The 15,045-nt window shown below is 49.6% G+C and carries 11 protein-coding genes; 1 reads left to right on the plus strand and 10 read right to left on the minus strand.

Going from position 1 to position 15,045, the window contains the following annotated elements:
* Nucleotides 1–1,056 carry a uroporphyrinogen decarboxylase gene (gene hemE / locus M3P05_RS11665; protein ID WP_249699828.1) on the minus strand — a complete coding sequence of 352 codons (1,056 nt, stop codon included), beginning with the start codon at nt 1,054–1,056 and terminating at the stop codon, nt 1–3.
* 310 nt (nt 1,057–1,366) lie between these two features.
* On the opposite strand from hemE, the gene M3P05_RS11670 reads away from it, so the two are divergent.
* Nucleotides 1,367–1,741, plus strand: coding sequence for a RidA family protein (locus M3P05_RS11670; protein ID WP_249699829.1), 375 nt, complete (start codon nt 1,367–1,369; stop codon nt 1,739–1,741).
* A 69-nt stretch (nt 1,742–1,810) separates the two neighbouring features.
* Here M3P05_RS11670 and M3P05_RS11675 read toward each other — a convergent pair whose 3' ends face one another.
* The 9 genes from M3P05_RS11675 to M3P05_RS11715 form a co-directional block, all read right to left on the minus strand.
* Complete coding sequence (locus M3P05_RS11675) at nt 1,811–3,229, minus strand: FAD-dependent oxidoreductase (RefSeq protein ID WP_283777773.1); 1,419 nt, start codon at nt 3,227–3,229, stop codon at nt 1,811–1,813.
* Between the two features lie 96 nt (nt 3,230–3,325).
* A complete protein-coding gene (gltB, locus tag M3P05_RS11680) occupies nt 3,326–7,783 on the minus strand; it encodes a glutamate synthase large subunit (protein WP_249699830.1) in 4,458 nt (1,485 codons plus the stop codon).
* 336 nt (nt 7,784–8,119) lie between these two features.
* Nucleotides 8,120–9,199 carry a 3-dehydroquinate synthase gene (gene aroB / locus M3P05_RS11685; protein WP_249699831.1) on the minus strand — a complete coding sequence of 360 codons (1,080 nt, stop codon included), beginning with the start codon at nt 9,197–9,199 and terminating at the stop codon, nt 8,120–8,122.
* Between the two features lie 107 nt (nt 9,200–9,306).
* Complete coding sequence (aroK, locus tag M3P05_RS11690) at nt 9,307–9,822, minus strand: shikimate kinase AroK (protein ID WP_249699832.1); 516 nt, start codon at nt 9,820–9,822, stop codon at nt 9,307–9,309.
* Between the two features lie 8 nt (nt 9,823–9,830).
* Nucleotides 9,831–12,005 (minus strand): type IV pilus secretin PilQ, encoded by a 2,175-nt coding sequence (gene pilQ, locus M3P05_RS11695; protein WP_249699833.1) that lies wholly within the window; start codon nt 12,003–12,005, stop codon nt 9,831–9,833.
* A 56-nt stretch (nt 12,006–12,061) separates the two neighbouring features.
* Nucleotides 12,062–12,595 carry a pilus assembly protein PilP gene (locus M3P05_RS11700; RefSeq protein ID WP_249699834.1) on the minus strand — a complete coding sequence of 178 codons (534 nt, stop codon included), beginning with the start codon at nt 12,593–12,595 and terminating at the stop codon, nt 12,062–12,064.
* On the minus strand, nt 12,582–13,232 hold the full coding sequence (locus M3P05_RS11705; RefSeq protein ID WP_249699835.1) for a type IV pilus inner membrane component PilO: 651 nt from the start codon (nt 13,230–13,232) through the stop codon (nt 12,582–12,584). The genes M3P05_RS11700 and M3P05_RS11705 overlap by 14 nt, the downstream gene beginning before the upstream one ends.
* Entirely contained in the window at nt 13,229–13,780 is a 552-nt protein-coding gene (locus M3P05_RS11710; protein ID WP_249699836.1) for a PilN domain-containing protein, read from the minus strand. Before M3P05_RS11710 ends, M3P05_RS11705 begins: the two co-directional genes overlap by 4 nt.
* Complete coding sequence (locus M3P05_RS11715; protein ID WP_249699837.1) at nt 13,780–14,850, minus strand: pilus assembly protein PilM; 1,071 nt, start codon at nt 14,848–14,850, stop codon at nt 13,780–13,782. The genes M3P05_RS11710 and M3P05_RS11715 overlap by 1 nt, the downstream gene beginning before the upstream one ends.
* Between the last annotated feature and the right edge of the window lie 195 nt (nt 14,851–15,045).

Consider the following 15,045-nt stretch of genomic DNA (forward strand, 5'->3'; position numbering starts at 1 on the left):
TTACTTCTGGGAAAACTCACGCACAGCCTCAACAAACACACCTGCACGCTCAGGATCGACAAACTGGTGAATACCATGCCCGAGGTTGAATACATGGCCTGGGTTAGGACCAAAGTCTTCCAGAATACGCTTAACTTCTTCCCGAATCCGGGCAGGCGACGCATAGAGGATACAAGGATCCATATTACCCTGCAGAGCAACCTTGCTACCCACACGCTCCCGGGCCTGTTTGATATCCGTAGTCCAGTCAAGACCTAAAGCATCAGCTCCAGTGCTGGCCATATCCTCCAGCCACTGCCCACCATTCTTGGTGAACACAATAACCGGCACCCGTCGCCCTTCATTTTCACGGATCAGGCCACGGACAATCTTTTCCATGTATGCCAGGGAGAATTCACGATATTCGCGACCACCCAGCGCGCCACCCCAGGTATCAAAAATCTGGACAGCCTGGGCACCACTTTTGATCTGGGCATTCAGGTAATCAGTCACCACATCAGCCAACTTGCCAAGCAGGGCATGCAGCACCTGCGGCTGGTCAAACATCATACCTTTGATATGACGGAAGTCTTTGCTGCTGCCACCCTCAATCATATAGGTTGCCAGTGTCCAGGGGCTGCCAGTGAAGCCAATCAATGGCACACGACCATTCAGTTCACTGCGAATAGTCCGAACTGCATTCATGACATAGTTCAGCTCATCATCCATTTTTGGAGTAATCAGCGACTCAACATCATCTGCTGTACGAACGATTTTCTTGAACTTGGGGCCTTCACCTGTTTCAAAATAAAGACCAAGCCCCATAGCATCAGGAACCGTCAAAATATCTGAAAACAGAATGGCAGCATCGAGGGGATAACGATCAAGAGGCTGCAAAGTCACCTCGCAGGCGAAATCAGCATTCCTGCACAGACTCATAAAATCGCCGGCTTTCGCACGACTGGCACGATATTCGGGAAGATAACGCCCAGCTTGACGCATCATCCAGACTGGCGTGTAGTCAACCGGCTCTCTCAACAGCGCTTTGAGCAGAGTATCATTTTTAAGCCCAGTCACAGCAAACTCCTATACTACCCATCGGGCACACACTACCTTAATACAGACAACACCTACAGTCTGAATATCCTTAAATTGAAAAAATTTTGAGTTTTTTACATAAATATGATTCTTTTGACTGACATCAACGCAGCTGCAACATGAACAAGTAATATCCAGCTCCTTGTTTTCTCAAGATCAGTGCGAATCCCCATGCCCCCCATAAGAGGACACACTGAGCAAGTACAAGAGCCAACAGTCTAAGCGGGCTGAAAAAGAATGCCTGCCGGGTGGCACCTTCAGTAACGCACAACTTAAAGTAAACCTGACAATGGAACGAGTAATCGAAACTTCCGATGCACCTGCTGCAATCGGTCCTTATTCTCAAGCTATGCAGTTCAACGGCATGATCATCACTTCCGGTCAGCTGCCGATTGATCCAGAAACCGGAGATATGCCGGAAGACGCTAAGTCTCAGGCCCGTCAGTCTCTGGAAAATGTTAAAGCTATTCTGGAAGCTGCAGGCTCAAGCATGAGCAAGGTGCGTAAAACCACCATCTTCATCAAAGATATGAACGACTTCACTGATATCAACGAAGTCTACAAGCAGTATTTCACTTTGCCATTCCCTGCGCGCAGCTGTGTTGAAGTTGCCCGCCTGCCGAAAGATGCCAAGGTTGAGATCGAAGTAATTGCAACCTGCTAACTGCGCAGTCTTTGATACTCATAATAAAGGAGAGCAAATGCTCTCCTTTATTGTTTCAGTAGTTACAGATTATATATCCAAATAATCCATAATCCCTTCTGCGGCCTGTCGACCTTCCCAGATAGCCGTAACCACCAGGTCAGATCCCCGCACCATATCTCCTCCCGCAAACACCTTGGGGTTTGAGGTCTGGAATGGATACTCAGCCTGCTCAGGCGCGATCACTCGCCCACCTTCATCAGTCTGAACATCATGATCTTTGAACCAGTCAGCAGGACTTGGACGGAAACCAAAGGCAATCAGCACTGCATCAGCCGGAAGTATCTCTTCACTACCTGCAACAGGTTCAGGGCGGCGCCGACCATTCTCATCCGGCTCACCCAGCTGAGTAGTCACAACCTTAACGCCTTCAACTTTGCCATCACCGACAATCCCCACAGGCTGGCGGTTGAAGAGGAAGCGCACACCTTCCTGCTTGGCGTTTTTCACCTCTTTGCGGGAGCCTGGCATATTGGCTTCATCCCGGCGATAGGCACAGGTGACTGACCTGGCCTGCTGACGAATGGAAGTTCGGTTACAGTCCATGGCGGTATCACCACCACCGAGAACCACGACTTTCTTGCCTTTCAGATCAATAAAGTCTTCAGGTGATTTCTCAAAACCAAGATTACGATTGACGTTGGAAACCAGGAAAGGCAGAGCATCATAAACACCGGGAAGACCTTCACCTGCAAAGCCGCCCTTCATGTAGTTATAGGTTCCCATCCCCATAAATACGGCGTCATAGCCAGCCAGCAGATCTTCCATGGAAATATCCTTGCCGACTTCTGTTTCCAGCCGGAATTCAACACCCATTTCGGTGAAGATTTCCCGGCGCCTCTCCATCACGCCTTTTTCGAGTTTGAATTCCGGAATACCAAACGTCAGCAGTCCACCAATTTCCGGATAACGATCAAAGACCACCGGCTTAACACCATGACGTACCAGAACATCGGCACAGGCAAGCCCAGCCGGCCCGGCACCAATCACAGCCACCTTTTTGTCGGTCCACTCAACCGATGACATATCCGGGCGCCAGCCCATGGAAAGCGCAGTATCGGTAATATATTTTTCCGTGGCACCGATGGTCACTGCACCAAAACCATCATTCAGGGTACAGGCTCCTTCACACAGGCGATCCTGAGGGCAGACCCGGCCACAGACTTCCGGCAATGAGTTGGTCTGGTGGGACAGCTCCGCTGCTTTGAACAGCTGACCTTCGCTGACCAGCTTCAGCCAGTCAGGAATATAGTTGTGAACGGGACACTTCCATTCACAGTAAGGATTACCACACTCCAGACAGCGGTGGGCCTGGTTACGGACATCTTTCTCTTGGTAAGTGTCGTAAATTTCTACAAATTCGTTTTTGCGAACCTGCAGCTTTTTCTTGGCAGGATCTTTGCGATCGACCTGCACAAACTGGAAATTATTGCTCAGTCGTTCAGCCATACACACCTCATCAATTCTTTGGCCTCGCCTGGCCCCCCGCCTGTCTTAAGCCGTGGAGCCCTGGGCTTATTCTGTTTTCGAACCCGTACCGCCCTGCTATTCAGGGCGACCTCGGGTCGTGGCCAGCAGATTGTCGAGGCTGGCAGCCTTGGGCTTCACCAGCCAGAACAATCCGGCATAGTCTTCAAAGTTCTCCAGAATATCCCGGCCCCAGGCACTGCCTGTCTCCTGAACAAATTCTTCAATCACTCCATAAAGATGAGTCTGATGATCTTCCATGGTTTCAGAGTCGATACGATGGATATCCACCAGCTCATGGTTGTAGCGGTCCACAAAGCGGCGATCCATATCCAGCACATAAGCAAAGCCACCGGTCATACCTGCACCAAAGTTACCTCCGGTTGCGCCAAGAACAGTGACCAGACCACCGGTCATATATTCACAGCAGTGGTCCCCGGCCCCTTCAACAACCACATGAGCACCGGAGTTACGGACACCTAGTCGCTCACCGGCCCGACCGGCTGCAAGCAGCTTACCGCCAGTAGCACCATAGAGGCAGGTGTTGCCGATGATAGACGTCTTCTGACTTTCAAAAGTACTGCCCTGTGGTGGGCGGATTACCAGCTTACCGCCAGTCATACCCTTGCCGACATAATCGTTGGCATCACCTTGCAGGTACATTTCCAGACCACCAGCATTCCAGACACCGAAGCTCTGACCGGCACTGCCATTCAGACGCACAGTCACAGGTGATTTGCTCATCCCCTGGTTAGCGTGGCGTTTGGCAATCTCACCAGAAACCCTTGCACCAATGGAACGGTCGCAGTTGCAGATGGTGTATTTATACTCACCACCCGTTCCTGCTTCGATGGCTGGCAGCATATCCGCCACCATTTTTTCAGCCAGATCACCAGAATCAAATGGCGGGTTACGATCAACCTGGCAGGTGTTTGGCTTATCTGCAGGAATCGCACTGTTTTGCAACACAGGTGACAGATCGAGTGACTTCTGACGGTCAGTCAGGCCTTCCTTCACCTTGATCAGGTCGGTTCGGCCTATCAGCTCATCCAGAGAGGTATAACCCAGACGAGCCAGCCATTCCCGCACTTCTTCTGCCAGGAATGTGAAGAAGTTGGTAACCATTTCCACAGTGCCAATAAAGTGCTCGTCACGAAGCCCTTTATCCTGAGTTGCCACACCAGTCGCACAGTTATTCAGGTGACAGATACGCAGGTACTTACAACCCATGGCTACCATCGGTGTAGTACCAAAGCCAAAGCTTTCAGCACCAAGCAGGGCGGCCTTGATCACATCCAGACCGGTTTTCAAGCCGCCATCTGTCTGCAAACGCACCTTGCCACGCAGATCATTCGCCCGCAGAGCCTGCTGAGTTTCAGCAAGGCCAAGCTCCCACGGGGAACCAGCATAGCGAATAGACGTCAACGGACTAGCAGCCGTACCACCGTCATAACCGGAAACAGTAATCAGGTCAGCATAGGCTTTGGCAACACCAGCTGCGATAGTTCCCACGCCTGGTTCGGAAACCAGTTTTACCGAAACCAGTGCATCAGGGTTAACCTGCTTCAGGTCGAAGATCAGCTGCGCCAGATCCTCTATAGAGTAGATATCGTGGTGCGGTGGAGGTGAAATCAGGGTTACACCAGGTACAGAGAAACGCAGACGGGCAATCAGATCATTGACCTTGCCTCCTGGAAGCTGACCGCCCTCACCAGGCTTGGCACCCTGAGCCACTTTGATCTGCAGAACCTCTGCATTGACCAGGTAGTGAGGAGTTACTCCGAAGCGCCCTGATGCAATCTGTTTAATCTTGGAAACTCGGTCTGTTCCAAAACGGGCAGGATCTTCACCACCTTCACCGGAGTTGGAACGTCCACCCAGCTGGTTCATGGCCTGTGCCAAAGCTTCATGCGCTTCAGGCGATAGGGCCCCGAGACTCATGGCGGCAGAGTCAAATCGGCGAACAATGGAAGAAACCTGTTCCACCTGTTCCAAAGGAACAGGCTTGCGATCACTGTCCAGATCAAACAGGTCACGAATCACAGCAACAGGTCGTTCATTGACCAGCGCTGCATAATCTCTCCAAGCTGCGTAGTCACCATTCTTGACCGCCTTCTGCAGTGTACTCACTACATCGGGGTTAAAGGTATGGTATTCACTGCCATGAACAAACTTGAGCATACCGCCCTGTTGAATAGGCTTACGCTTCTTGGCCGATTCCTTAGCCAGAAGGGACTGGTCAAAGTGGAAATCATCAAAGCGGGCACCTTCAATTCGGCTCAGCACCCCACTGAAGCAAAGATCGACAACTTCCTTACTGATACCAACGGCTTCAAACAGTTGAGCACCGCGGTATGAGGCAATAGTAGATATGCCCATCTTGGACATAATCTTGAGCAGACCTTTGGAAATTCCCTTGCGGTAGGATTTGTAAGCACTGAGGGTATCGGAGATCACAGTACCACTGCGGATCATGTCTCCGATCACTTCATAGGTCAGCCACGGGTAAACCGCTGTCGCACCAAAGCCCATAAGCACGGCAAAATGGTGAGAGTCACGTGCAGTTCCCGTTTCTACCAGAATATTGGCATCGGAACGCAGACCTGCCCTGATCAATCTATGATGCACGGCACCTGTTGCAAAAGCTGCATGCACCAGATAGTGATCTTGAGGCTGATCATTATCCGTCAGGTGCAGAATTACCTTGCCATCGCGAACAGCCTTTTCTGCCTTATCACATAAAGCTGTAATAGCCGCTTCCAGGCCAACTTCAGGCTTGTAACCCAGATCAATCCGCTCAACGGCCAGATCATCATGGTCATGATGGGCATTGATCAAATTCAGGAACTTGGTGCTTGAAAGCACAGGCGACTTGAGAATTACCCGCTTGGCATGTTCCGGGGTTTCCTTGAAGACATTCCGCTCTCGCCCCATGCAGACCTCAAGGGACATCACCACAGATTCCCGCAGCGGATCGATCGGCGGGTTGGTCACCTGGGCAAACTGCTGGCGGAAGTAATCGTAAACCGGACGCACTCTCTGGGAGAGAACAGCCATTGGGGTATCATCACCCATTGAGCCTACAGCTTCCTGAGCATTCTCTACCAGAGGTCGGATAATCTGGTCACGCTCCTCAAAAGAGACCTGGAACCGTTTCTGGTGAGCCAGCATTTGATCCGCTTCAAGCGGTTCAACCCGGTGATCTTCTTCAATAAAGCGGGATTGGATTCTATAGGCGTGTTGTTTCAGCCACTTCTTGTAAGGCTGGCGACTCTTCAGTTTCTGGTCAATATCATTGGCCTGCAGGAATTCACCGGTTTCGGTATCCAGAGCCAGCACCTGACCAGGTCCAACTCGCCCTTTGGCAACCACATCTTCAGGTTTGTAGTCATAAACGCCAATTTCGGAAGCAACTGTCAGATAGCCATCTTTGGTTTTCACCCAGCGGGAAGGACGCAGGCCATTTCGATCAAGAGCACAAACAGCATAACGACCATCAGAGATAACCAGACCAGCTGGACCATCCCAGGGCTCCATATGCATGGAGTTGTACTCATAGAAAGCCCGCAGATCGGGGTCAATGGTATCGACATTCTGCCAGGCAGGTGGAACCAGCATACGGATCGCACGATAAAGGCCCACGCCGCCGGTGACCAGAATCTCCAGCATATTATCCAGCGAGGATGAGTCTGAACCCTTGCGGTTAACCAGTGGCCGAATTTCGTGAAGATCAGGCAGCAGTTCAGATTTAAACTTGTTCGCACGTGCTGCTGACCAGTTCCGGTTACCCATAATGGTGTTGATTTCACCATTGTGAGCAAGCATTCGGAAAGGTTGTGCCAGAGGCCAGCGAGGCATGGTATTGGTTGAAAACCGCTGATGGAAAACACAGATCGCGGTTTCAAAACGCTTGTCACCAAGGTCAGGATAGAAGCTGGCCAGATCCGCCGGCATCATCAAACCTTTGTAGGTGATCACCCGGCTGGACAGGGAGCAGATATAGAAGTTTTCATCACCTGCCGGCTGCTGGCTGGCTTTACGATGCGACATGAAGAGCGCAGCCTCGAGCTGGTGCTCATCCTGCCCCTTGGCGGGGATAATAAATGCCTGCTCGATTCTTGGTAACTGCTCGAGCGCTATAGGCCCAAGACAGTTTTCATTGGTGGGAACTGTTCGCCATCCAACAACTTTCAGGCCCTGATCTTCCAGTTCATGTTCAAGGATATTCCGGCTCTCACTTGCCAGTCGTTCATCCTTGCTCAGGAAAACCATGCCTACAGCATAAAGGGCAGGAAGCTGGACATCCAGAGTGTCAGCTACAACCGTTCTAAAAAAGGTATCGGGAAGCTGGATCAGTAATCCACAACCATCACCGGTTCTTCCATCAGCGGCTATGCCGCCCCGGTGGGTCATGCAAGTCAGTGCTTCAATGGCCTTCTGGAGTAAATCGTGACTTTTTCTGCCTTCTGTATGGGCGATGAGTCCGAAGCCACAATTGTCCCTGAATTCGCCAGGACGGTACAAACCTGAACTCATATCAATCTCTCTCAACTGCCTTTGTAATCATTATTTCCCCATGACGCTTCCACTAAAATCGGTGCTCATGGTGATTGGTGCCGGACTGCATCGGCGGGTTCCACTCCTAAAGGCTCCCGAAACCCATACATTTACCCTCACGCCAAAGGGTGCTCCGGTTACAGTAATTTATCAGGCTATTCCAGATTATCATCGCCTGCCTCACGTCAGACAGGCGGCCAGTCATTGTACATGGGCACCCTTGGCTTAACAAACCAGCAGGTCAACAGCAATATCAAAAAACTGGTTTTTGATCACAATTCAGAAAAAAACTGCAAAATATTACCTTTGCCCAGTTTATTTACAACTCTCCTCAAGCTGGCTGTGTAACAAGTCTTGCGGAACATCTCCAGTAACAACGGCCTCCCCCAGCCCTTTCAAAAGCACCAGGCGAAGTTTTCCATCCACAACCTTCTTATCCACGCTCATAAGCTCCATGAACTGGGCAGGGGTCATATCCTGGGGAGGAACAACTGGTAATTTTGCCTTTACCAGCAGCTTGATTGCTCTCTGAACAAGAGCTTCATCAATCCAACCCAGCTTCTTTGACAGATCCGCAGCCATCACCGTTCCGGCAGCAACAGCTTCACCATGAAGCCAGACACCATAACCTTCATGTGTCTCAATGGCATGACCAAAGGTATGGCCCAGATTGAGGATTGCGCGACGACCACCTTCTTTTTCATCCTCGGCAACGACTTCAGCCTTATTCTGGCAGGATCGCAGAACGGCCTCAGCCAGAGCTTTCTCATCACGCGCCACCAGTTTTTCAATATTCGCTTCCAGCCACTCAAAGAAGGGGGCATCGCAAATCAGGCCATATTTAATGACTTCGGCAAGCCCTGCAGACAACTCACGGTCCGGCAGGGTTTTGAAAACACTGATATCAGCAACGACACACTTTGGCTGATGAAAAGCACCAATCATGTTTTTTCCAAGGGCGTGATTGACTCCGGTTTTCCCTCCAACGGATGAATCAACCTGCGCCAGCAGGGTTGTCGGAATCTGAATATAATCGACCCCACGCTGATAACACGCTGCCGCAAAACCACACATATCACCAATCACACCTCCTCCGAGAGCGATCAGTGTTGTTTTACGACCATGGACATCTTTCAGCAGTTGATCAAAAATCGTATTGAGAACATCCAGATTTTTGTACTGTTCACCATCTGGAAGGATAACCTCGGTAATCTTCAGACCAGACAGGCTCTGTTTCAGCGTCTGCAAATAGAGAGGTGCTACGGTTTCATTTGAGACAATGGCAATCTGGCTGCCATTCAAGAAAGGATGAATTAAATCATCTTGATCAAGCAGAGATGAGCCAATGTATATAGGGTAGGAACGATCTCCAAGATCAACTTTGAGGGTCTGCACGTCATAACTCCTGACAGGGAAGCATTTTTTCTTAGTGGAGGGAATTATGACACGATTAACTGCCACTGTGCGGATCAGGGCAGCTCGATTTTCAAGAAACCTGACTGCTATTTAGAGAAATAGGCCTGTTTGATTTCCTGGATAACATGGCGGGGACTGCCGCGATCAGTGCAGACAACCAGATCTGCAGTCTGTCGATACAGTGGTTCGCGCTTCTCGTAAAGATCAGCCAGAACCTGCTCACGATCCGAACGCTGCAGCAGCGGGCGCTTCTTGTCCTTTGCCGTGCGCTTTATCTGGGTGGCAACAGATGCCTGCAGAAAAACAACAAACCCATGGGTAATCATTAGCCGGCGGTTTACTTCCCGGGTAACGATCCCACCACCTGTTGCAACAACATAGGAAGGCTCTTCCATCTGTAATGCCAGCACAGCAGTTTCCCGCTGACGAAAGCCCTCTTCCCCTTCCATATCAAAAATCCAGGGAATATCCGCGCCACAGCGCTCCTCTACCTCCTGATCCGTATCACGAAAAGGCAGATTAAGCTCTCTGGATAACATTCGGCCGATGGTGCTCTTTCCAGCTCCCATGGGCCCAATCAAATAAATAGTGCGTGACTGCATACGTCCTGTCAGCGCAAGGCCAATGATTCCGTAAGTATTTTCGGCGTGATAAAGATCAACACCTCGCTCTTGGTTTCCCGTTTGGTGTCTTTTCGGAAAAGACGTCCAATACCGGGAAGATCACCCAGAAGGGGAACTTTATCCACACCTTTACTGGTTGTATTTTTGAAGATACCACCAAGAACGATGGTCTGACCATCATCAATCAATACTTTTGTTTCAACTTCATTGGTGTCAATAATGGGAATACCCGTAGATGTTGAGGTTGTACTGTCATTATTGGTGATCTTGATATCCATAATGACACGCCCATCCGGGGTAATCTGGGGGGTAACTTCCAGCGACAGCACCGCATCCTTAAAGGATACCGTTGTCGCACCACTGGAACTGGCTTCCTGGTAAGGAATTTCCTTACCGCTTTTAATCACTGCTTTCTGCTTATCAGAGGTGATCACCTTGGGCTGGGAAACAATTTCACCGCCACCATCACTCTCCAGGGCTGATAATTCCAGATTCAGAACAGCCGAATCGGTCAGGAAACCAAGAGCAATTGCAGCTGACGTACTGCCACTCACCGACATATCAGTAAACAGCTGATCATAGGTATAAGCACGAGATAGTACTGTCTGGCCATTCTGCTCCGATGTCGTAGTGGTTACCTGAGCGCCCTTACCACCAACCATAACTCGTGGATCAGGTAGCCCATTTTTATGCTTGTTTCCGCCCTGGATATATCCGCCCCATTTCACACCCAGCTCTTTTCTGAAGCCGGTGTCAGCATTAACGATCCTGGCCTCAATCAGAACCTGGCGAACGGGGATATCCACTTTCTCTATTAGAGAGCGAATCTCGTCAAGTTTTACTTGAGTTTCCTGAACCAGAAGGTTGTTAGTTCTTTCAATAACCTGAACACTGCCACGCTCAGAGAGAATCCTGTTTCCCTCCCCGCCCAGTAGAACAGCAGCAATCTCAGCGGCATCGGCATAGTTAATTTGAACCAGTTCAGTATAAAGAGGAGCCAGTTCTCGAATTTGCTGCTGGGATTCCAACTGTTCCCGCTCCAGAGCTGCCAGCTCTACAGCTGGGGCAACTATCAAAATATTATTTTCCTGACGCTGTCCCAGACCTTTGGAGCGCAAAACAATATCAAGTGCCTGATCCCAGGGAACACTCTTGAGGCGCAGAGTTACCCGACCAGCAACTGTATCGCTGGCAACAAGGTTGAGGTCTTTAAAGTCGGCAAGGATCTGGAGTACATCCCTCACCTCGATATCCTGGAAGTTAAGCGACAAACGGTCTCCACTGTACATCTGCTTTTCACGCAGTTTCTGTTCAGCTTCTCTTGGGGTTAACGCCTTGATACTGATGGTCATTTTCTCATCAGCCTGCCATGCCAGGTAGTCATATTCCCCTTTAGGCTCAATAACTACCAAGGCGTTACCGTCTTCAATTCTTGCATCGACAAACTGAACTGGTGTGGCAAAATCCACAACATCCAGACGGTTACGCAGCTCTTTGGGCAAACTTATCCCCGGAAAGGTCAGGCGTAATCGCCCTCCTTGCTCCTCAAGATCCATCTGCACAGTTTTGGAAGTTAGACCAATAACAATATTACCTTCACCGCCCTCACCACGCTCAAAGTCAATACTGGTCAACCCATCAGCCAGATGGCCTGGCATCTGACCTGAACCGGTAACAACAACTATTTCTTGCTCTGCTGCCTTTTTACGGTCTTTTGAAGAAGGTACATTACTGTCTTGTTTTGCATCGGCTGGGGCAACCTGTGAAAGATCGCCATCACCTACCAAAATGATTAGCTTGTTGCCATCTACGTGATAGGTATAACCGGCAGGTTGATCCAGATTCACAATCATGCGAGTGCGATGGCGGGTTTCGATGACGGTAATACTCTGAGCATTAGAGAAACCAACATCGTTATACTTGGGAACTTTACTGGTAGTTCCAGGCAGATCGATGGAAATTCTTGCTGGCTGTTCTATAGCATAACTGCGAATTTCAGGGGGAGGACTATCAAAAGTCAGAGTCATTTCAACTCTATCTCCCGGAAGAGAGCTTACATCCAGGTGTTTTAGTTCACCGGCCAGTAATACTCCTGGCAAGCATGCCAAAGCAGCACCGAACAGAGCCAGCATCCACTTTTTGAAACCGCCTTTGATCATCATCCACTGACACCCATACTTTCCATTTTTCCCACCGGGGCAATCCCTGCTCCTATGGGTTATGCATCCTTAAGTGTTAATGTTCTCGGTCTCTCAACCCAGCGTTCAGAACCACTTTTCACAATTTCAATAACCTGTATATCTGTTTCGGTGATACCGATAATCCGGCCATGGTTTCGGCCAAGGTAATCTCCGACCTGTACCCGGTAGACACTGCCATCTGCAGCCAGCAAGGCCCAAAACCCATTGTCATCACTCAAGGTTCCCACCATGGAGAAAGCATCAAAGGCAAAATTCTCCAAGAACTGCTTAACCCTGTCAGGATCTGGCCGGACAACACTGTCTACACGACTTTTACGAACAATCTCCACCTTGATGGGTGCCTGAAATGGGCTCCTCATTCCCGAAGCACTGTAGGTAAATGCTTCATAGGTGGTGAATTGTGGCAGTGGCTCTATAGGCCTCTTGGGTTGGGCCTTGACCTCTTCCATAAACTGTTTCAGGTCCTGGTGGTCACTGGTGGTGCCACACCCAGTCAACAGGACAACTCCCATAATCAGAACGAAGACATGAAGTGGCTTACAAACGCCCATCTGCCTCTCCCTGCTGCTCGCCCTCTTCCACCTTATCGTTGTATCGATAGGTTTTAGCCTGTATCTCCATGGCCAGACCAACGTTGCTGTGGGCTTCTTTAATGGTGAAATCATGCAGCGTCACAATTCGGGGAAGCCCCGCCACACCACTGACAAATGTTCCAATGTCGTGATAATCACCGCGCACACTGACATTAATCGGCAGCTCGATGTAGAACTCATGGGTAACTTCAGGCTGAAGACTGATTGAATCGATGGTGAGACCGGCTCCAAGACCGGTATAAGTGATATCCTCCAGAAGACCCGGCACCTCAGTATCACTGGGTAACTGACGCACAAGGGCACTGAATGATATCTCCATTTCCTTCATTTGGGCCCGGTATGCATGAAGGTTTGCAGCCATAAAGGCCTTGGTTTTGAATTCGTCTTTCAGCTCTCGTTCAATATCTTCTTCAATCAGGAGAGTCCGGCCTAAGTCTTTGAGGTGGAAGTTATAGCCAAAGAAAATAACCAGACAGAAAGCCACAACACAGAGAATGGCCTTGACGACTAAGGGCCAGGAACCAATATTCTCGAAGTCGAGATCATTGACATTGAAGCCTTTTAACTTCTCCAGTGATTCCTGAAGAGAACTCATACCCCATCGCCCTCCGGGGTTGATTGCATAACCGTCAAATCGAACGTGCTTCCGTCACCGCTGTTCAATGCCTTCACAGCAGTCAAATTCGGATCAGAAAACCAGTCAGACTCATCCAGTTTCCTCATCAGCTTGGAGATGCGGTTATTAGACTCTGCAACCCCCTGAATATTGATTTCACCACCTTTTACGGTAAGTCCGGTGAAATACACACCATCAGGCATCACCCTGACCAATTCATCAAACATGCGCACGATAACTGGGCGGTTACCCTGGAGATTCTGGATAACCTTCATCCTCGCCAGTAGTTCTTCTTTCTTTGTTTTCAGATCCTTGATCTCTCTGATTTTACTGTCCAGAGATCCGATCTCGGTTGTTATAAAGCTGTTTCTGGCTTTCTGGGCATCAATCGCTGAACTCAGCATAAGGTCTCTGGAAACAATCACCATAACGGCAAGAACTGCCGCAATTCCCAGGGCAATAAGAAACTGCTTCTGTCGTTCCCGCCGGAGCTCTTCACGCCAGGGGAGAAGGTTAATGCGGGCCATTAGTCAAAACTCCTCATGGCCAGACCACAGGCAATCATCAGCGCTGGAGCATCGTTATTCAGAGTATTGGAATTAACCCGCTTACTGACTGACATTTCTGCAAAAGGATTAGCGATAATACAACGGGCACCCACCTTTTCAGCCACCAGATAATCCAAGCCTTTGGTTGATGCACTCCCTCCGGCCAGAACAATGCAGTTCACGTCGTTGTAATCGCTGGATGAATAGAAAAACTGGAGACTTCTGGATATCTGCTGAACAGCAGCCTCACGAAATGGTGCCAGCACTTCCTCTTCGTAGCCATCGGGAAGATCGCCATTTTTCTTGGCATATTCTGCTTCTTCCGGTGACATTTCATACTTACGCTGAATCTCTTCAGTCAGCTGTCGCCCCCCGAAAAGCTGTTCCCGGGTATAAATGATCTTTCCGTTTTCCAGAACGTTCAGTGTGGTCATAGTAGAGCCAATGTCGACAATAGCGACCAGCGAGCTGTCCCCGGCAAGATCCAGTTGAGGTTCAACCAGTTCAAAGGCCCGCTCCATAGCATAGGCCTCGACATCCACCACCTTCACCTGCAATCCCGCCAGATTCAGGACAGCCTCACGGTTATCTACATTATCTTTTCGGCAGGCAGCGACCAGCACATTAACCCGCTCCGGGTTATCATCACTGATATCCTGAACTTCAAAGTCCATGGCCACTTCATCCAGGGGGTATGGAATATACTGATCGGCCTCCACGGAAATCTGGCTTTCCATCTCATCCTCTGAGAGAGAAGCGTCCATTTCCAGGGATTTGGTGATCACCGCAGAACCCGCGACAGCGACGGCAACATTTTTCAGAGAGGTTTTGGATTTGGTGAGCAGTTTACTGATACTGTCACCTACAGCTTCCAGCTCATTAATGTTTTTTTCAACGACAGCATTCGATGGCAATGGTTCTACAGCGTAAGACTGAACCTTATATCCTCCACCACTTCGAGAAAGCTCCAGCAGTTTGACCGAAGCCGAACTGATATCAATACCCAGGACGGCACTGGATTTTTTTTTGAACAGTCCATTGAATGGCATTTATCCGCCTATATCATGTGTTTTTATAATCATAGAAATAACTTTTTCATCACCTCAGTTTGATGAAAAAGTTATTTCCCTCTCATGGCTGTTTGAATAAAATTCCCCTATCCCATCATTAAAGAACCGGATGTGATATCTGGCAATTGTGCTCTGGATAACCCTCTCGCGTATAATGCCCACTCAATAACGTGA

Source organism: Parendozoicomonas callyspongiae, from assembly GCF_023502345.1.
GTDB lineage: Bacteria > Pseudomonadota > Gammaproteobacteria > Pseudomonadales > Endozoicomonadaceae > Sansalvadorimonas > Sansalvadorimonas callyspongiae.

Coding starts and splice junctions, on each gene's coding strand:
- M3P05_RS11670 (WP_249699829.1), top strand. CDS start 1,367: ATGGAACGAGTAATCGAAACTTCCGATGCACCTGCTGCAATCGGTCCT.
- M3P05_RS11675 (WP_283777773.1), bottom strand. CDS start 3,229: ATGGCTGAACGACTGAGCAATAATTTCCAGTTTGTGCAGGTCGATCGC.
- gltB (WP_249699830.1), bottom strand. CDS start 7,783: ATGAGTTCAGGTTTGTACCGTCCTGGCGAATTCAGGGACAATTGTGGC.
- aroK (WP_249699832.1), bottom strand. CDS start 9,822: ATGCAGTCACGCACTATTTATTTGATTGGGCCCATGGGAGCTGGAAAG.
- pilQ (WP_249699833.1), bottom strand. CDS start 12,005: ATGATGATCAAAGGCGGTTTCAAAAAGTGGATGCTGGCTCTGTTCGGT.
- M3P05_RS11700 (WP_249699834.1), bottom strand. CDS start 12,595: ATGGGCGTTTGTAAGCCACTTCATGTCTTCGTTCTGATTATGGGAGTT.
- M3P05_RS11705 (WP_249699835.1), bottom strand. CDS start 13,232: ATGAGTTCTCTTCAGGAATCACTGGAGAAGTTAAAAGGCTTCAATGTC.
- M3P05_RS11710 (WP_249699836.1), bottom strand. CDS start 13,780: ATGGCCCGCATTAACCTTCTCCCCTGGCGTGAAGAGCTCCGGCGGGAA.
- M3P05_RS11715 (WP_249699837.1), bottom strand. CDS start 14,850: ATGCCATTCAATGGACTGTTCAAAAAAAAATCCAGTGCCGTCCTGGGT.